17 protein-coding genes are annotated in these 18519 nt (G+C 71.1%); 7 read left to right on the forward strand and 10 right to left on the reverse strand.

The genetic code is table 11. The features are described from left to right. Positions 1-223 precede the first annotated feature (223 nt). Both SNOUR_RS03610 and SNOUR_RS03615 read right to left on the reverse strand, forming a co-directional pair. Positions 224-1513 (reverse strand): aspartate aminotransferase type Ic, encoded by a 1290-nt coding sequence (locus SNOUR_RS03610; RefSeq protein ID WP_312635812.1) that lies wholly within the window; start codon positions 1511-1513, stop codon positions 224-226. Between the two features lie 133 nt (positions 1514-1646). Continuing rightward, complete coding sequence (locus SNOUR_RS03615) at positions 1647-2642, reverse strand: alpha/beta hydrolase (protein ID WP_067343803.1); 996 nt, start codon at positions 2640-2642, stop codon at positions 1647-1649. 212 nt (positions 2643-2854) lie between these two features. Between SNOUR_RS03615 and SNOUR_RS03620 the strand changes: the two genes are divergently transcribed. Together SNOUR_RS03620 and SNOUR_RS03625 are read left to right on the forward strand one after the other, a co-directional pair. Further along, positions 2855-3433, forward strand: a complete 579-nt coding sequence (locus tag SNOUR_RS03620; RefSeq protein ID WP_067343805.1) for a PadR family transcriptional regulator — start codon at positions 2855-2857, stop codon at positions 3431-3433. Between the two features lie 486 nt (positions 3434-3919). Then, the gene (locus SNOUR_RS03625) at positions 3920-4756 is read left to right on the forward strand and encodes a DUF6424 family protein (RefSeq protein WP_067343807.1); all 837 of its coding nucleotides are present in this window, start codon (positions 3920-3922) and stop codon (positions 4754-4756) included. 53 nt (positions 4757-4809) lie between these two features. On the opposite strand, the gene SNOUR_RS03630 is transcribed toward SNOUR_RS03625, so the two are convergent. The 3 genes from SNOUR_RS03630 to SNOUR_RS03640 form a co-directional block, all read right to left on the reverse strand. Then, positions 4810-5892, reverse strand: a complete 1083-nt coding sequence (locus tag SNOUR_RS03630; RefSeq protein WP_067343809.1) for a M14 family metallopeptidase — start codon at positions 5890-5892, stop codon at positions 4810-4812. A gap of 1 nt (position 5893) precedes the next feature. Next, a complete protein-coding gene (locus SNOUR_RS03635) occupies positions 5894-6226 on the reverse strand; it encodes a hypothetical protein (RefSeq protein ID WP_039629430.1) in 333 nt (110 codons plus the stop codon). A gap of 257 nt (positions 6227-6483) precedes the next feature. Continuing rightward, positions 6484-7386, reverse strand: coding sequence for an AfsR/SARP family transcriptional regulator (locus SNOUR_RS03640; protein ID WP_312631815.1), 903 nt, complete (start codon positions 7384-7386; stop codon positions 6484-6486). A gap of 606 nt (positions 7387-7992) precedes the next feature. On the opposite strand from SNOUR_RS03640, the gene SNOUR_RS03645 reads away from it, so the two are divergent. Next, complete coding sequence (locus SNOUR_RS03645; protein WP_067343810.1) at positions 7993-8556, forward strand: glycoside hydrolase family 25 protein; 564 nt, start codon at positions 7993-7995, stop codon at positions 8554-8556. A 176-nt stretch (positions 8557-8732) separates the two neighbouring features. On the opposite strand, the gene SNOUR_RS03650 is transcribed toward SNOUR_RS03645, so the two are convergent. The 3 genes from SNOUR_RS03650 to SNOUR_RS03660 all read right to left on the reverse strand — a co-directional run bounded on the left by SNOUR_RS03650 (position 8733) and on the right by SNOUR_RS03660 (position 11029). Further along, entirely contained in the window at positions 8733-9077 is a 345-nt protein-coding gene (locus SNOUR_RS03650; RefSeq protein WP_067343812.1) for a hypothetical protein, read from the reverse strand. Positions 9078-9212: 135 nt separating this feature from the next. Next, positions 9213-9917, reverse strand: coding sequence for a VC0807 family protein (locus SNOUR_RS03655; RefSeq protein ID WP_312631818.1), 705 nt, complete (start codon positions 9915-9917; stop codon positions 9213-9215). 182 nt (positions 9918-10099) lie between these two features. Next, positions 10100-11029 carry an NAD(P)-dependent oxidoreductase gene (locus SNOUR_RS03660; protein WP_079142158.1) on the reverse strand — a complete coding sequence of 310 codons (930 nt, stop codon included), beginning with the start codon at positions 11027-11029 and terminating at the stop codon, positions 10100-10102. Positions 11030-11138: 109 nt separating this feature from the next. On the opposite strand from SNOUR_RS03660, the gene SNOUR_RS03665 reads away from it, so the two are divergent. After that, the gene (locus SNOUR_RS03665; protein WP_067343815.1) at positions 11139-11738 is read left to right on the forward strand and encodes a TetR/AcrR family transcriptional regulator; all 600 of its coding nucleotides are present in this window, start codon (positions 11139-11141) and stop codon (positions 11736-11738) included. Positions 11739-11772: 34 nt separating this feature from the next. Here the strand turns inward: SNOUR_RS03665 and SNOUR_RS03670 are convergent, their stop codons facing one another. Beyond that, on the reverse strand, positions 11773-12210 hold the full coding sequence (locus tag SNOUR_RS03670; RefSeq protein WP_067343816.1) for a MarR family winged helix-turn-helix transcriptional regulator: 438 nt from the start codon (positions 12208-12210) through the stop codon (positions 11773-11775). Positions 12211-12393: 183 nt separating this feature from the next. Between SNOUR_RS03670 and SNOUR_RS03675 the strand changes: the two genes are divergently transcribed. The 3 genes from SNOUR_RS03675 to SNOUR_RS03685 all read left to right on the forward strand — a co-directional run bounded on the left by SNOUR_RS03675 (position 12394) and on the right by SNOUR_RS03685 (position 17335). Continuing rightward, positions 12394-12663 carry a GlsB/YeaQ/YmgE family stress response membrane protein gene (locus SNOUR_RS03675; protein ID WP_067343818.1) on the forward strand — a complete coding sequence of 90 codons (270 nt, stop codon included), beginning with the start codon at positions 12394-12396 and terminating at the stop codon, positions 12661-12663. 218 nt (positions 12664-12881) lie between these two features. Continuing rightward, complete coding sequence (locus SNOUR_RS03680; protein ID WP_067343820.1) at positions 12882-14873, forward strand: elongation factor G; 1992 nt, start codon at positions 12882-12884, stop codon at positions 14871-14873. Between the two features lie 239 nt (positions 14874-15112). Further along, complete coding sequence (locus SNOUR_RS03685) at positions 15113-17335, forward strand: HelD family protein (protein WP_067343821.1); 2223 nt, start codon at positions 15113-15115, stop codon at positions 17333-17335. Between the two features lie 69 nt (positions 17336-17404). Here the strand turns inward: SNOUR_RS03685 and SNOUR_RS03690 are convergent, their stop codons facing one another. Next, positions 17405-18367, reverse strand: coding sequence for an ALF repeat-containing protein (locus SNOUR_RS03690; protein WP_067343823.1), 963 nt, complete (start codon positions 18365-18367; stop codon positions 17405-17407). Between the last annotated feature and the right edge of the window lie 152 nt (positions 18368-18519).

Below are 18519 nucleotides of genomic sequence, written 5' to 3' on the forward strand. Positions count from 1 at the left end.
GTGGACACCTCGGACACCGGCTGCGACGCAGGGTGCGGTCGTCGTCACGGGCCGATACACGTCCCCGCGGGGCCGTCGCTGCCCCTCTGCGGAGCAGGCTACGACCGCGGCCCCGGTCGGCGCCACCCGGACCGGTCGGACCTGCGGAGGTTCCTCAGCGTGGGGCGGGGAGCACGCAGCGTACCCTGGGCGCCCCGGCGCGGGCCGGCCGTCGGTCCGCCGCTCAGACCGTCCCGTCGGACGCCGCCAACAGGCGCTCCACCGCGGCGAGTTCGACGCACAGGGCCAGGCCCTCCAGTGCGTCGCGCAGCTCGTCGAGGTCGGGGTAGCTGGGGGCGAGACGGATATTGCGGTCCCGGGGGTCCTTGCCGTAGGGGAAGGTGGCTCCGGCAGGGGTCAGCGCGATGCCCGCGTCCCCGGCCAGCTCGACCACGCGCGCCGCGCAGCCGTCCAACACGTCCAGGCTCACGAAGTAGCCGCCTCGGGGACGGGTCCAGGAGGCGACACCCGTGCCCCCGAGCCGCTTCTCCAACACGGTCTCGATCAGTTCGAACTTGGGTCGCAGCAGGGCGGCATGGCGTTCCATGTGGGCCGCCACGGCCGACGCGTCGGGCAGGAAGCGGGCGTGCCGCAGCTGGTTGACCTTGTCGGGTCCGATCGTCCGCTTCGAGAAGTGGCCGAGCAGCCAGGACACGTTGGCAGGCGAGGACCCGAAGAAGGCGACGCCGCTGCCGGCCGCGGTGATCTTCGAGGTCGAGCCGAAGACGAACACCCGGTCGGGATGGCCGTGCTCCGCGCTCAGGCCGAGGATGTCCGGCAGGGACTCGTCCGCCTCCGCCACGCCGTGCACGGCATAGGCGTTGTCCCAGAAAACGCGGAAGTCGGGGGCCGCGGTCTCCATCGCGGCCAGCCGGCGCACCGTCTCGGCGGAGAAAGTGACGGCCGTGGGGTTGCTGTACTTCGGCACGCACCAGATCGCCTTGACCCGTTCGTCGGCGACGAGGCGTTCGACCTCGTCCATGTCCGGGCCGGTCTCGGTCATCGGCACCGGAATCATGTCGAGGCCCAGCTTCTCGCAGATCGCGAAGTGCCGGTCGTAGCCGGGCACCGGGCACAGCACGGCGGTCCGCCCCTCCCGGGGCCAGGGCGCGGACGAGCCGGGCACGCCGAACAGCACGGCGTCCACCAGGCACTCGTACATCAGCTCCAGGCTGGAGTTGCCGAAGGCGACCAGCTGCTCGGCCGGGACCTGGAGCGGCCCGGAGAACGTCGCCCGCAGTTCGGGCAGGCCCTGCAGACCGCCGTAGTTACGGCAGTCGGTACCGTCCTGCGCGGTGTGACCGTCGGCGCCCGGCATCCCCAACAGGGGCCGAGAAAGTGTGAGTTGCTCGGGGGAAGGCTTACCGCGGGTCAGGGCCAGACGCAGCCCCCGGCCCTTGAGGCGCCGGTGCTCGTCGCGGAGCGCGATGAGCCGGTCGGACAGCTCGGAGTGCGTGAGTGCGGGCAGTTCCAATTCCCTCATCCTTTCCTCGTACGCCCCGCCGGCCACAGCAGGCGCGGGACGGCGCCACCGTAACCCGGAGGGGACCATGCGCACCTGCCCATTTCCGCCCGTTCGATGCCGGCCGGATGCCTGGCGCGGACCCTCACGGCGCGGACGTCAGGGCGGCGCGCAGGGCTGCCAGCCAGTGCGCGGTGGTGCGGCGGGCCACCCCTGTGTGCGGCGCGTACGCCTCGAAGAAGTGCCAGGCACCGGGCACGTCCTTGGTCTCGACGGGCACATCGGCCTCCGTCAGGCGGCGCGCGTAGTCCCGCCCCTCGTCGCGCAGCGGGTCGAGTCCGCAGGTGAGGACGTAGGCGGGCGGCAGGCCCGAGAGGTCGGTGGCGCGGGCGGGAGCCGCGTAGGCGGGGGTGTCCGGACCGCGGTCGGGGCCGAGGTAGGTGTCCCATGTGTGCCCCAGGCCGACGCCGTTGATGATCCGGCGGTCGGTGACGCGCCGCACGGAGGCGGTGTGGAGACGGTCGTCCAGGCAGGGGATGAGAAGCCCTTGCCAGATGATGCGGGGGCCTCGGCGGTCGCGGGCCATGAGGCAGACGGCGGCGCTGAGGCCGCCGCCCGCGGAGGCCCCGGTGACGGCGATCCGGTCGGCGTCCAGGCCGAGTTCGCCGGCGTGGGCGGCCATCCATTCCAAGACGGCGTAGCAGTCCTCGACACCGGCCGGATAGCGGTGTTCGGGGGCCAGCCGGTAGTGGACGTTGACCACGACCGCGCCGGCCGCGACGCACGCCTCACGCGCCATGGGGCTGGGCCCGTCCAACTCCCCGTAGACGAAGCCACCCCCGTGGAGATAGAGCACGCCCGGCAGTACGCCCTCCGCGCCGGCCGGGCGGAGCACCTGGACGTCGATGGTGTTGCCGTCCGGGCCGGTCAGGGACATCCGCCGGATGACGACGCGGCCGTCGTCGGCGGACATCAACGGCGCCATGAGCGCCCGGAAGCCGGCCCGGAGCGCCGCGACATCGACGTAGGGGTTGTCGGGCCGCTCGGGCAACGCGGCGAAGACGTCGGCCAGTTCGGGATGCGCGGCGAGGTGCGACGAGCGGGTTTCGCCCTGGTCGTGGGCATGGGAATGGGCGTGCATGCGGTATCTGTCCCCGTTCTACGGCGTGCCACGGCATGGCGGCGGTCACTGCGGCGGCCAGCGGCCACTGCCGTCGCCCGTCGAGGCCGCCATGACCGCCATGACCGCCATGACCGCCGCGACACAAACCATCTCATTGATATGGTCCCAACGGGATGGAAGGTATGGTCTCAATGAGACCGTGTCAAGTGAGCGGAACAGGCGAGGGGAACATGGCGGAGTACAGCCCGGCGAGGTACGTCGTACTGGGTCTGATCGCCCGGCACGGCGCCATGACGCCGTACGAGCTCAAGGCCCGCGTCGAGGACGACATCCAGCCCTTCTGGCCGATCCTGCATGCGCAGCTCTACCGGATTCCGCCGGAGTTGGCCCAGGCCGGCCTGCTGCGGGAGGAGGCCGAGACCACCGGTCGGCGCCGCCGGATCTTCCATCTCACCGCCGCCGGCCGCGCCGCACTGGCACGCTGGCTGGCCAACCCGGACACCCCCGAGGCGGAAACCCGCGACCCGGCACAGCTCAAGCTCTTCTTCGCCGACCTCGGCGACCCGTCGGACATCGTCGCGCTCGCCAACCGCCAGGCCGCACGGCACCGCACCTGGCTCGCGCACTACACCTCACTGCGCGCCGACCTCGCTCCCGCCGAGGATTCCCGACAGCGGTCCCGGGCCCGACTGCTCCGACTCGGGGTGCTCCACGAACGGGCCCACGCGGAGTTCTGGGAATCGATCGCCGCCGACCCGGACCAACTGGACGACCCCGTTTCCCGACCCGCTTCCCGCCCTTCTCCCTGACTTCCACTCGCGCATCGAATTCCGGGCGAACCGCACGGACCGCTCTTGAATTTCGGACGATCCCGTCCCGAATGCGCCACGGAAAAAGCCCCCTTGATTTCCCCCACCCCACCTCGCGCCGCACACGCACGACATCGCCTCGCACCCCGCCGTCACCTCGGCGATTTCACGGACACGGCAGCCCGGGCACCGGCGCCGAGGCGACAACTACCCCCAGTGACAGCGCAATCGCCGCCGGGATTGGGGGAAGTTGCCGGGTCCCAGCAGGGCGAACAGGCGTAGGATCGCTCACAGAGGGCGACTCATACCGTCGCCACATTCCGGGAGTTGGCACGGAGCGGTCGAATGATCCGCTTGCGTTTTCTCTCCGCCTCACGCGTCGGATGCCTCACGCGTCAGATCGAGTCGGATTGAGCCAGATCGAGTCAGGGCGCTTCTTCCGGCCCTCGGGACCCCCCTGCTTCCGGCCCTCAGAGGGAGAACACCATGAACACCACGGCAGGGAACCAATCCGCGGCAGACACGCACACCGAGCACGAGAACCACCCATGGACGATCTCCGTCGCGGACCACCCCAAGCGCGTCGACAGCCCGCAGTACAAGGAGAGCCGCGCGCTGATGCTGAAGCTCGTCGACACGACCGATGACTGGACGTTCGCCCCCGGGCCGTATCAGGACCACCACGGCGGCGGAGTCTGGGTCAAGGACCAGGGCGGCTGGATATGCCTGTTCCTGCCGCTGGGCATCGAGTGGTCGGCGCAGTTCTGCGCGGACCCGGCCAAGGTGGACCAGATCCGCCTGCTCGCGGCCCGAGTGATCGCCGCGTTCCCGGACACGCTGCCCGGCTACGCGGAGCTCGGCTACCAGGACGGCGAGCGGCTGCTGAACACGCGGATCGAGACCGCCGAGCAGGTGTCCGAGTGGACGGACTCGATATTCAACGCGTCGGTACCGCTACCCGCCGGTATTCACTCCGGGGTGCTCCCGACGGCGGCCGGCTACCACCACTACCCCAAGCCGATCGTGGACATCGACCACTTCCGCTTCGACGACTTCAACCTGTTCGTCGAGGACGACCAGGGACTGTCGGTCGCGGTCGTCCCGGTCGCACCGCGCGGCTCCGGCGACGGCCGGGTGCGCGTACTCGCCGCCCACCCCAGCTCGCGCTACGCCAAGCACCTCGTTCCCCCCAGCGGCGGGGCCCGCCCCGAGACGGCCCGGGACACCGAGACCCTGGCCACGGAGCCGGCAGGCGCCGTGCTGCCCGCCCGCGACCCCCTGGCCGAACGGGCGTTCCGCCTCCAGCAACCGATGCCCGCATAGGGCCGGCCGCTGTCCGGGCCCGGTCCGGCTATCCGGCCGGACCGGGCCCGCGTTCAGGCCGCCACGGTGGACGGTGCGTTGATGCAGAACTGCACGAGCCCCGCACTGACGTCCTTGATGATGTTCTCCATCTCGTTCCACGGCGGCTGGAACTCCGTGCCCCACTCGATGGTGTAGGCGAGGACCTTCCCCTTGGCCGGGTCGACGAAGTGCCTGCCGAACGCGTAGTCGTCGCTGGTCCCACAGGTCGGATACAGGTCGAAGGCCGACTTGGCGGTGTACTTCCTACCGCGCACGCCCTGCAGTCCGTCCCGGAAGTCCCGGGCCAGTTCGATCTCGTGATCGAAGTCGATCTTGGGGATGAACTCGCGGTACTGGGCGTCCCCCGCGTCGCCCCGCACGCCGTCGAAGGTGTGGTTGAGGAAGTTCATCGACGGGTCGGTGGACTGGTCCTGGTCGTCGCCCCAGACATACAGCATGTCCTCCGAGAAGCTGTGCACGTCGATGAACCAGCGGGTCCGGGGGTAGGCGTCCAGCAGCCACCGCACGTTGCGCGTCTCCGGCTCGGAGAACGGACCGGGCCCGTGGTACAGCTGCGGATCGCACGGATTCGCCGACACCCGCACGCCCGCGGTGGGTGCGAAGGCCGTCGCGGCGTCGAAGAGGAAGTCGTAGTTGCGGTTGATGTCCACGCCCACACAGTCACCCTCGCCGTTCCCGTAGGCGGGGTTGCGGTTCTTCCGCCACATCGGTTCGACGGTCTGGCTGTACTTCCGGCCATCCGGGTTGACCAGGGGAAAGGCCACGATCTCCAGGTCGTCCAGGAGCGCCTTCACCTGGGCCGCGGAGTACGACTTGCCGCCGTAGGCCAGCCCGGAGTGCGTGTGATAGGCCCGCAACAGGTCGGCGGCGAAGTAGACGAGGATCTCGCAACTGCCCCATTCGCGGGCGTGCACACCCCCGATGAGCATCACGCAGTCCCGACTGCCGGGGGGTCCCGCGCCCAGGCGGACGGCGTGGCAGTCGACGCCCTCGATCGAGGGCTCGGGAAGGTCGATCAACTCGCAGAGCGCCGGGTAGGCCCTCGACAGGTTCAGCAACGCCGAGTCGACCTCGGTGGTGTTGAGATACGGCATCTCAGCCTCCTGGCCCCTTGTCCTTGAGCATCTCGCCCAGTCCGTACGGCACTTCCTGCGGATCGGCGAACCGGTTGCCGCGTCCGACCTCTGCCTGGCGGGCCCGCCCGGTCTCGGTCGCGTCCCTGAGGACGTCCACCGAAACGCCCTCGCGCGCCAGCCGATCGGCCTTCCCACGCGGTACGAACGCCTCGATGGTCATCTCGTTCCCGGGCCCCGTGGTCCCGCGGGGACGTCCGCCGATGTCCAGCGGCTCCTCCCGCAGCAGGGTCCGCAGCGTCTCCGCGTCGTCGGCGGTCACCCGCACATGCAGGATGTTCTCGCGCTCCGACATCTCAACCCCTTCGTGGTGTCCGGCATCCGATGGCGGCCACCCCTCGTGACGTCGGCGCGCCGTCCTCGGCGTCCGCCGCGTCGCGGGGCATCGCCGCTTGACGGCCCGCGCGGCCGGCACGGCCGACGCTCGGGACCGGCGGCTCCGCCCCTCACCAGTCACCCCATAGAGGGCCGTCCGTCCCCGGCGTACCGGCTGCCGAACGGACGACCGGCACGCGTGCCCGCTCCCTTGACGTCATCATGGCCACTGCGCCGTCACCGCGGCGTGACCGGGGCGTCATACCCGCTGGCGACCGGTTCGCGGTAGATCGCCGGACAGGCGGCACACCGCGACGCGGCCGACCGCAGATCGGCGACGAGACCGAGCAGCCGGGACGTCGGACGCAACCCCAGTTCGGCCTGGAGCAGGAACCGGTAGCGCTGGAACTCGCGCAGCGCCTCGGACTGGTTACCCTCGGCGAGATGCGCCTTGATCAGGACGGCCCGGGCGGTCTCGCGCAGCGGCTCGGCGCGCACCGCGGCCCCGGCGGCCCACACGGCGTGGCCGAAGTGCTGGGCGCCGATGAAGCGGGTGGCGAGCGCTTCGAGCGCGTGCATCCGCAGTTGCCGCCATTCCTCGGCCTCGCGCAGCGCCCATTCGTCGCACCAGCCGGGCAACAGGTCCTGGGACAGCGCGTCGATCTCCGAGGCCCCCAACTCCAGGCACACGGACGTGCCCGGGGACGTCACCGAGCAATCGACGAGCAGATGGGCGAGCGGCTTCAACTCCCGGAAGTCGACTCCCACACCGCCGGCGAGCGCCAACGCGCCAGGGCCCACGTCGAGCATCCGGCACCCCGCGCAGCGCAGCCGGCTCAGCGCCGAACGCAACGACGCGTACGCCCGGCACTCGGAGACGTCCGGCCAGAGGCTCTCCGCGACAAGGCCCCGCGGCACCGCGCCGTAGCGCAGCGCGACAAAGGCGAGCAGGCGTTCCGATCCCGCGGGGATCCGCGCCGGGTCGTCATCCGTGACCAGTCGGAAGCCGCCGAGCAGTTCAACGCGCGCGCCGCCGCTGCGGGGTGCGGGCGGACGATGCCGCATTCCCCCTGCCTCGGGCGGATGAGCCGCCGGGGTGTCGCGCACGACGCCGAGTTCCGTCCCGGTGCTGCGACTCATCGCCTCCGCATCTCCTGACGGCCAGCCACACACTCCGATCGGGGCACGGCGTCATATGCCGCCGACTTCCCTGCTTCCATCCTGCGCCGCACCTCCGACCGCTGTCGAGTGCTCCGCGGCAATCCCACATCGGCGCAAGCCCCACCCTCCCCCATGGGATCCCCCGCAATCCCGCGGCACCCGAAGAACCCCGAGAACCCGAGCAGCCCAAGAAGTCGAACGGGCAATGATTTCCCACATCAAACGGAACGATCCGAGATGATCCAGATGCCGCGACCACGCCACGGCGAGACGATGAAAACGACCCCTGCGCAAGGCCGGAGGGGTACCGTCGCTGCCTGTACTGCCGGTGCCGACAGCACCGACGGTACGGCTCCGAGAGGCCGTTCGGCAGCTACTCCCGCTCGGCGCCGCGACGCCCCCTGACCGCTACGCCCGCGCCGCCGTGCCGCCGTCGACCGGCCGGCGCCGGGCTCACAGCCCCTCGCGCGCCTTCGGCAGGACAGCGAAACCAGCCGTCACGACATCCAGAATTCAAGACACGAAGACGCCGAGGCACAAAGAAACAGGAAAGAAAGACGCAAGGCATCAAGAATTGAGCCGACCATGACCGTCACAGGGATCGACGTGTCGTCAGCCCAGTCGGAGAAGTACCCGACGGCCGGCAGCGATTTCGTCTTCATCAAAGTCACCGAAGGCACCACCTACACGAATCCCAAATGGGTGGCCCAGCGCAAGACCGCACGAAATGCCGGACTGGTGACCGGCTTCTATCATTTCGCCCGACCGGGACCGGTAACCTCCCAGGTCGACTACTTCCTCTCGAAAATCAATCTGATCGAGGGGGACATTCTCATCCTCGACTGGGAGGACGCCCGCGTCCCGAATTCATGGAAGGACAGCTGGCTCAAACAGGTGCAGCAGCGCACCCCCGGCCACAAGACGCTCCTGTACTGCAATCGGGACTTCTGGCTGCACCGCGACACCACGTCCTTCGCCGGGGACGGCCTCTGGATCGCCCAGTACAACAACAAGCCGGGCCAGCCCGACATCCACAGCCCGTGGCTGTTCCACCAGCACACCGACCGGCCCATCGACACCAGCATCGGCAAGTTCGAGGACAAGGCGGCACTGCACACCTGGTCCGGCCATGTCGCCATCCCCGCGTGACCCGACGGGCTGCGCCTGATGTTCGGCGACGACGCCCTTGCGTGTCTGCCGGCCCAGGACCGGTTCGCGCCCCGCGCGGAGCGGGGGCACTGAGCGCGCCGGAAGGATCCGGCCCGCGACCGCCGCCGGCGCGCCCGAGTCGCGCCGGCGGACCCCCGTATCGCCACGTCCGCGGCTCAGTCGGCGTCGACGCGCAGGGATGCGAAGCGCAGGTTCTTCCGCTCGCCGCGACCGAGATGGGCGACCGGGGCGCCCTTGCAGCCCGGGTGGGCGTAGAAGTGGGCGGTCTTGCCGACCAGCGAGAGGTTGGAGGCGGTGCCGGCACCGGCGATGGTGTAACAACGGCCGGGCTCAGGTTGGTTCAGGGTGGCGCTCTTACCGTGCGGGGTGGTGTAGGTGATCATGCCGAGGTCGGCCGCACCGGCGGCGGCCGTCGACGTCAGGACCGCGCCGACGGCGAGCAGCACGGCCGCCGGCACACGTCCACGACCACGACGGCGGTCACGCACAACGGAGTTCATCGGGGTCTCCAGAGGGGAGGGGGCGAATTGTCGTCCGGTCCAACGACGGACCGGCCGCACCGTGACGGCGACCGTGCCAACTCACCCGCCCCGACCCTGCTGAACGACGGCCGACATCGGAGCCTCGTCGCGGTGTCACGTGCGCAGCGCCTCGTCCACCGTCCGGGCCGGGGCGTCCGCGGCGTTCTGCGTGCGCAGGCCGAAGAGCGGGGTGCCGTGGTCGGCGCGGAAGGCACGGCTGCGGCGCACGGTCAGCACCGCCATCGCGCCGAGAATCGCGAAGGACTGGATCCTGCCGACCACCGGCACCAGATCCACGGGCAGTTCCCAGGCCCACACCGTGCTCAGCGCGGCATCGAGCAACTGCGCGCCGCCCCACAGCGCCGTCATTCCCCGCAACGCGCCCCGGAATTGCGGCAGTTCGCGCCAGGCACGCTCCGCATCCGCCTCCCCCGCCGACCCGCGCAGCCGGCGCCCGAAGTGGAACGCGAAGGGCCGGGCCCCGAACAGGGTGCCCAGCATCCACAGGCCCAGGGCGGCGGGGATGCCCGCGTCCTTCAACAGCAGCACCCGCGGGCTGCCGCTGATCGCGGACAGCCCTGCGGACACCGCCAGCAGCACGACCACGAGGAGGTCGAAGAGGTCGATCCGCCGGCGCACCAGCGCGGTGCCCAACGCGTGTGCGGCCGGTACCACGCCGCTCAGCAACAGGGCTTGCCATTCGACGACGCCCTGCGCCCGCAACACGTAGTACAAAACCAGCGGCAGAAGGATGTTGACGGTCAGCGGTACGGCCACGGCGCGCCACCGCTGCGCACCACGCGTTCCGGCGGTTTCCACGACGGCCTCCAACGGTCCGGCGCCGGACGCTCCGGCACCACGATGACCTGCAACGACGTTAGGAGCCGGGCGGGTGGAGAAGCATCGGCCCCCGGGCCGGACCCGTCGGGCCGCTCCTCCACCCGCCCGCTCCACCGCCGGGTGGAGAGCCGCCGGCCGTACCACCGTCACGTCCGCCGCGGTCAGCTCTCACCGCCCTTCTTCATCAGCTCCAACAGGCTGGAGAAGCTGTCGGCGCCGTGTCCGGCCTTGATGCCGCGTCGGAAGATTTCGACGACCGCGGCGGGCAGTGCGGTGTCGACGCCCGCGTCGGCGTTGGTGTGCAGAACGTGTTCGACGCTGGCCAGACCCATGGCCAGACGGTCCACGTCGCCCTGGTGCGCGCCGGCGTCGATGCGCTCGGCGTAGAAGGTGAAGAAGCCCGGCAGGGAGTTCGCGGTCTCCACGGCGTGCCCCAGGATGTCGGACGCGGCCAGGCCGTTGGCGTCGGCGAGGGCGATGGCCTGCCAGTAGCCGAGCATGGACGTCCAGAACATGACCATGCCCATCTGGTAGTACAGCGCGGCGAGCCCCGGGTCCTCGCCCCGGTAGTCGGCCTTGCCGGTCACCACTTCCAGCACCGGGCGGTGGGCGTCGAACACCTCGCGCGGGCCGCTGTAGAAGGTGGACGACTCCGGCCGGCCGATGCCCGACGGCGGGACGGTGACGCCTCCGGTGAGTTGGACGGCCCCGTGGTCGGCGGCCCAGCGGGCGGCGGCCCGGGCCTTGTCCGGCGTGTCCGAACTGAGGTTGACCAGGACCCGGCCGGCCAGTGCGGAGGTGGCGGGCTCCAGTACGGCGTACATCGCCTCGTAGTCCGTGAGGCTGAGGATCACCAGATCGTTGGCGGTCAGCGCCCGGGCGACGTCGGGGGCGAGCGTCGCGCCGCGGGCCACCAGGGCGTCCGCGCGGGAGGCCGTGCGGTTCCAGACGGTGACCTCGTATCCCCGGTCCAGGTAGGCGTCGGCCATGGCCCGGCCCATCGGACCGAGCCCGATGACGGTGACCGACCGTCGCTCCGCGACCGTGCCCGCGGTCTCGGTGGCCGTGCCGGGGTGTGCGTTGGTGCCCATGAGAAATCCTTCCGTCCGTCACTAAAACGAGCGCTCTATTTAGAGCATGCCGAGAACGTACCACAGCACTAGAACGAACGCTCTACTCAACAGTCGGTACGGTGGCACCATGCAGACCAGCACCCGGGACCGGATCGTCATCACCGCAGCCCGCCTCCTCCAGCGGCAGGGCTACGTCGGCACAGGCATCAAACAGATCGCCCAGGAGGCCCAGGCCACCCTCGGCTCCGTCTACCACTTCTTCCCCGGCGGCAAGGAAACCGTCGCGGTCGCCGCGATCGAGCACAGCAGCCGGGAGTTCGCCGCATTGCTACGGACGGCACTGGACGCCGAGGCCGATCCGGCGACGGCGGTGGACTCCTGCGCCGGCCAACTCGCCGAAGAACTCCGCGAGTCGGGCTGGATCGACGGCTGCCCGGTCACCGCGGCGGCCCTGGAGACGCTCGGGACCGACTCCCCGATCCAACAGGCGTGCGCGGCGGCACTGCGCGACTGGGAGGAGCTGGTCCGTGACAAGCTGCTGCGCGGCGGCTTCGACGCGCAGGACGCCCGGGAGCTGGCGACCACCGTCATCAGCGCCCTGGAGGGCGCCGAGGTCACCGCGCAGGTCACCCGCAGCGAGGAGCCTCTGCGCACGGTGGGCCGCCAACTGGCCCGCCTGGTCCGCTCGTACGAGGGGTCCGCTCAGTCCGCGGGCGGGACGGGCTGACGAACCGGGCGCGAAGGCCCGGCGGCCGCCGGTTTCAGAGGCTGTCGCCCAGCCGCTCGATCAGCGGCGCCGCCGCCTTGAGCGTCGCCAGTTCGGCATCCGTGAAGTGTTCGCCGAGGGCCTTCGCCAGCTGCCGGCCACGGGTGTCGCGCTTGTGGCGCTGCATCTCGATGCCGGCCTCGGTCAACGACAGGATGATCCGTCGGCCGTCGTGGGGATCGCGACGGCGCTCGACGAGGCCGCGCTCCTCCAACAGGCCCAGCGTGGTCCCCATGGCCTGGGACGTGATCTGCTCGGCCCGCGCCAACTCCGCCGCCGTGGCCGGGCCGCCCCGGTCCAATCGCGCCAACGCGGCACGCTCGGGCAACGAGAGGTCGCCCGGTGCCCGCATCTGGCGCAGCCGACGCGCCAGCAGGCCCATGCTGTCGTACAGCGCACCGGCCACGTCGTCGACGTCCGCACTCCGAGTCATGGTGATAAGCCTAGGTTGACCAATCCGGGCAATCAACCGAGGTCGGTCTCCGCCGCCGTTCCCCTGTCTGACGCCGCCCCCGGGCGGCACCCGTCACACGTTTGCAGCAGGCCCGCGTGAAAGACCCCGGTGCGGGAACGAGTCTTTACCCATCGGAGGATCTTGCGGAGAGGGTGCACAGACATGGGAATTCTCGCCTGGGCCTTGATCGGTCTACTCGCTGGTGCCATCGCAAAGGCCCTGATGCCCGGCAAGGACCCCGGTGGCTGCCTGATCACCATGCTGATCGGCATCGCGGGCGGCCTGTTGGGCGGCTGGCTGGGCAAAGTCATCTTCGGCGTGCACTCGATCAAGGGCTTCTTCCACCTGTCGACGTGGATCGCCGCCATCGTCGGTTCCGTCATCGTCCTGCTCCTCTACCGCCTCACCCTGGGGCGGAACCGCGAGCACTGACCGCGCCCCGATCGGGCGCGCATCGACGGGTAGGGGCCGGCGGCCATTTCCGCCGGCCCCTTTCCGCGCAGCGAAATAATCAGTTGCCGACGCCTGCCGGCAGCCACCAGGCTGGGCGCCGGCCGAACCATCAACAGAGCGGGAGCCTGCCATGCGCCGATTCCTCGAAAACCCCCAGCGCCCCTACCCGACGGTGAATTTCGAGGACTTCGGCACCCATGCACATCCAGCACACCCTGAACATCGGCATCCTGGCACACGTCGACGCGGGTAAGACCAGCCTGACCGAGCGCCTGCTGTTCGACACCGGCGCCATCGACCGGCTCGGCAGCGTCGACACTGGCGACACCCAGACCGACACCGGCGCCATCGAGCGGCAGCGCGGTATCACCGTGCGCTCCGCGGTCGCCCCCTTCACGGTCGGCGCGACGCAGGTCAACGTGATCGACACCCCCGGGCACTCCGACTTCGTCGCCGAGGTGGAACGCGTCCTCGGCGTCCTGGACGGCGCCGTGCTGGTGCTCTCCGCCGTCGAGGGGGTCCAGGCACACACCCGCGTCCTGATGCGGACGCTGCGCGAGATGCGGCTCCCGACCCTGCTCTTCGTCAACAAGATCGACCGGGCGGGCGCCCGCGGGGAGGCGCTGCTGGCCGACATCCGACGCAAGCTGGCACCGCACATCGTCCCGATGACGTCGGTGCGGGAACTCGGCACGCCGTCCGCCCGCGCGCTCCCGCACGCCCTCGACGACGAGCCGGAATTCCGCACCCAGGTCGCCGAAGCGCTCGCCGAGCTCGACGACGCGCTGCTCGCCCGCGTCGTGGACGGCCCGTTCCCCTCCCCCGACGAGTTGCACGCGGCACTCGCCGCGCACACCCGACAGGGCCGGACGCACCCCGTCCACTTCGGCTCGGCGCGCAGCGGCGAAGGCATCGGAGCGCTCATCGACGGGATCACCGGCCTGCTCCGGCCGGCGCCCGTCGGCCGCAGCACGGACCCGGCCGGCGCGGCGCACCCACGGGGCACGGTCTTCGCCGTCGAGCGCGAACCCTCCGGGAAGAAGACCGCCTATCTGCGGCTGTTCTCCGGAACGCTGACCGCGCGCCAACGGGTGGCCCTGCACCGGAACGGCCCGGACGGCAGCCGCCTGACGTACCCCGGCCAGATCACCGCGCTCCAGGTCGTCGGCCGGCCCGGCAACGGCAGCGCGGGGCGCGCCGGCGGTCAGGGCATCCGGCAGTTGACGCCCGGGACCATCGGGAAGGTGAGCGGGCTCACGGAGGTCCGGGTCGGTGACCGGCTGACCGACCCCGCCGGCCGGGACGACGGCCCGCGCCCGCCGCACTTCCCCGCGCCCACGCTGCGGACCCTCGTCCGTCCCCGGGGCCAGGCACCGGGCGCCGCGGCCCGCCTGTACGCGGCGCTGCAGCACCTCTCCGAACAGGATCCGCTCATCCATGCCGCTCCCGGCCCCGAAGGCAGCACATCGGTCCTGCTGTACGGCGAGATCCAAAAGGAGATCCTCGCGGCGACCCTCGCCGACGACTTCGGCATCGAGGCCGTCTTCGCCCCCAGCCGGACGGTCTACCTGGAGCGCCCGGTGGGCGTCGGCGAGGCGCACCAGTCGCTCGGGCGGCGGGCGCCGAGTCCGAGCGGCTTCTGGGCCACCGTCGGGCTGCGCGTCGAGCCCGCGCCACGGAACTCCGGCGTCGCCTTCCGGTACGAAACAGAACTGGGCGCCCTTCCCCACGCCTTCCACACCGCCATCGAGGAGACCGTGCACTCCGCCCTCCGCAGCGGCCCGCGCGGCTGGGCGGTCACCGACTGCACCGTGACCCTGACCCGCTCGGGCTTCGTGGGCCCGGTCAGCACCGCCGGCGACTTCCGGGGCCTGACACCGCAGGTGCTCGGGCAGGCCCTGGAGCGGGCCGGGACGCAGCTCTACGAGCCCTGCCACATCTTCGACGTGGACATCCCGCTCGACGCGCTGCCGGCCGTCACCTCTTGTCTCGCCGCCCTGGGGGCGGACCTGGAGGAGACCGCGGGCGGTACGACTTCGTGGCTGGTCAAGGGCGTGATCCCGGCCAGTCGGGTGCGGTCGGCGGAGCATCGGCTGCCGGGGCTGACCCGCGGCGAGGCCCTGTGGTGGTCCCGGCCCAGCGGAGACCGGCCGATCAGCCGCTCGGCCGCCGAGGCACCGGGGCGCTGATCGTCGGCCACGGGGCACTGCCCAACGGTGGGAATACCTGCCCGGCCGCCGGCTCCGACCGACGGTCGGGCAGGAGCCGGGAAATGAAAAAACCCCGACGCATCGTGATGCGAACGGGGTTTGACAACCGGGGTATTTCTCCACGTATATTGAGCGTTTGAATATCGCGAAGAATTCAACCCAGAGAATCTCACTGCTGCACAGCATATTCGAGCGGAGCTGAATTGTCAAACGAGGAATTGCGTAGGGAGCAGGAATTCAGCGACCTGCTGCACGATCGCCTCGACGCCCTGCGATCCGGGGCACGTACGACCATGGAACAGGCCCTGCCGCAGGCCGGGGGAACGTTCCAGGCACGCCTGGAACGGGATGTGATGGTCGCCGAACAGGCCGAGCTGCTGGCCGGTTTCGAGGCCGGGGAACACGGACTGTGCTTCGGCCGCCTGGCGTTCCGGGACGGCCGCGACCACCACATCGGCCGGATCGGCATCCGGCGCGACGACGCCGACCGCACTCCGCTGGTCATCGACTGGCGAGCCGACGTCGCCCGCCCCTTCTACCTCGCCACCGGGCACACCCCGATGGGACTGCGGCGCCGGCGCCACCTGACCTCCAAGGGCCGCCGGGTGACCGCACTGCACGACGAGATCCTGGACCTCACCGACTCCGAACGCAGCGGCCACGAAGGGGCCGACGCGGACGCCATCCTGCTGGCGTCGCTGGACGCCGCCCGCACCGGGCGGATGCACGACATCGTCCAGACCATCCAGGCCGACCAGGACCGCATCATCCGCGCCCCGCACCACGGCGTCCTCGTCGTGGAGGGCGGTCCGGGCACCGGCAAGACCGTCGTGGCCCTGCACCGGGCCGCGTATCTGCTGTACGCGCACCGCGAGCAACTCGCCCGCCGCGCAGTGCTGATCGTCGGGCCCAACCCCGCGTTCCTCGGCTACATCGGCCAGGTCCTGCCTTCGCTCGGCGAGACCGGCGTGCTGCTGGCGACGCCCGGCGAGCTGTTCCCCGGGGTGACCGCGTCCGGCACCGACACGCCGCGCGCCGCCGAGGTCAAGGGCAGCGCGACCATGGCAGGCGCCCTCGCGCGCTTCGTGGCCGACCAGCAGCTGCTTCCCGACCCCGAGCTCGTCATCGACCACGAGGACGGCGAGCTGCGCCTGGACGCGGCAATCGCGGACGAGGCCCGCCGGCAGGCCCGGGCCACCCTGCTGCCGCACAACCTGGCGCGCCCGCACTTCGCGTTCCATGTGATCGACGCGCTCACCGCCCAACTCACCGAGCGGATCGGCGCCGACCCCTACGGCGGCCCCAACCTCCTGGGTCCGGACGACATCGCCCAGCTGGGCAAGGCCATCGCCACCAGCGGCGAGGTGCACCGCGCCATCGAGGAACTGTGGCCGTCGCTCACCCCGCAGCAGCTGGTCGCCGACTTCCTCTCCGAGCCGGTGCATCTGCCGGACGCCGACGCCGCGGCGATCCGCCGCACCGGCGGCGACTGGACCCCGGCGGACGTCGCGCTGCTGGACGAGGCGGCCGAACTCCTCGGCGAGGACGATTCGGCCGCCCGGGCCGCCGCCGAGGCCGAACGCCAGGAACTCATCACCTACGCGCAGGGCGTGCTGGACCTCTCCTACGGTTCGCGCACCCAGGAGTTCGAGGACCGGGAGGACGAGGACTCGGAGGTGCTGGCCGCACACGACCTGATCGACGCGGACCGGCTCGCCGAACGCCAGGAGGAGGCCGACCACCGCACCGCCGCCGAACGCGCCGCGGCGGACCGCACCTGGGCCTTCGGCCACATCATCGTCGACGAGGCGCAGGAGCTCTCGCCGATGCTGTGGCGACTGCTGATGCGGCGCTGCCCGACCCGTTCCATGACGCTGGTCGGCGATCCCGCGCAGACCTCCGAACCGGGTGGCTGTGGTGCCTGGGAGACCATCCTCGCGCCGTACGTCGAGGATCGTTGGGAACACGTCCGGCTCGGCGTCAACTACCGTACGCCGACCGAGATCATGGAGGCCGCGGCGGAGATCCCGCGGACCGTCGACGCGTCCTTCGTGCCGCCGAAGTCGATCCGCTCCACCGGCGTCCCCCCGTGGGCCCGGCGCACCGACGACCTGCCGCGGGCCGTCGCGGAGGCGGTGGCCCGCGAGACGGCGGACGACGGTCAGGGCCGTCTCGCCGTGATCGCCCCGCGCGAGCGCTGCGCCGCCCTGGCGGCCGCCCTGCCGACGGCCTCCGTCGGCCCCACGCCCGACCTGACCAGCCCGGTGGTGATCCTGCACCCGCGCCAGGCCAAGGGGCTGGAGTTCGACTCCGTTCTGGTCGTGGAGCCGGCGGAGTTCGGGACGAGCGATCTCTATGTCGCGCTCACCCGGGCGACCCAGCGGCTGGGTGTGCTCCACACGCAGACGCTGCCGCGCGGGCTGACCGCGCTGGCGGACTGACCGGCAGCGGCGCGGACAGCCGCGCGGGCCCTCGTCGTACGGGTGGCACGACGAGGGCCCGACGGTGTGTCAGTGACCTGCGGAGGTGCGGCGGCGTGCGGCGACCACCAGCCCGGCGCCGGCGGTGAGGGCGAGCGCCGAGCCGCCGAGCGCCCACGGGGTGGCCGGGCCGACTCCGGTGGCGGCCAGTCGGCGGTCGCCGGCCGAGGGGGCGGAGCCGGTGCCGAGCGAGGACGCGACCGCGGGCCGGACGCCGCCGGTGCTGTCGCCGCCGGTGCCGCCGGTGCCGCTGCCGGGCTTGGCGGTGGTGGCCGTCCCGTCGCCGCGCTCGCCGTCCTCGCCACCGTTACCGGTGGTGGGGGTCGGCTTCTTCTTGGCCGCTTCCTCCTCGGCCTTGCGCTTGGCCTCTGCCGCGGCGTTCGCCTCGTCCTTGGCGCGGGCTTCGTACTGGCCGACGTCGAGGAAGCGGCGGATGTCCTCCATCGTGCCGTCCAACGCCTTGCCGGCCGCCGCCCGCACCTCGGGGCCGGAGTTGAGGAGCTGCGCGACACGTACGCGGTCGTCGTCGTCCCGGGCCGCGCGCCAACCGGACTCCAGGAAACGCACGCGGTCTTCGGGGGTGCCGTTCATCGCGTCCTGTGCCGCTTCGTCGACGCCCCGGCCGATGTTCTTGTCCGCGAGGATCTTCAGGATGGCGACGCGGTTGTCCTCGTCGCGTGCGGCGTACTGGCCGACGTCGAGGAAGTGCCGCATGGCCTCCGGTCCGCCGTCGAGCGCCCGCTGGGCCTCCCGCTCCAGTCCCTTGCCGATGTTCTTGTCCGCGAGCATCCGCAGGATCGCCATCCGGTCCCGCTCGGCAGTGGCCGCATCGCCCTCCCCTGCCGACTCCGCCGGCTTCGTATCCGGCGTGGCGTCCGGGGCCGAGTGGGCCTGCGACGCGCCACGGTCGGCGGCCATCGCCGGCGAGGAGAACAACACGGCCGGGGCTATCGCCGCAGCGGCGACCACGGCGGAAACGCGGGCCAACTTCACGCAGTACACCTGCTTCGCTAAGAACTACCCAAAAACTGTCATCGACAGGGTAAAGCAGACGTAAGGTGATGTGATCAGCCGGGTGGTCCCGTGGTGCGGCAGCCGTCCCGCCCCGGACGCCCTCACATTCGGACAGGCCATGGAGGAGAAAA

The sequence above is a fragment of the Streptomyces noursei ATCC 11455 genome, assembly GCF_001704275.1.
In the GTDB taxonomy this organism is placed as follows: Bacteria; Actinomycetota; Actinomycetes; order Streptomycetales; family Streptomycetaceae; genus Streptomyces; species Streptomyces noursei.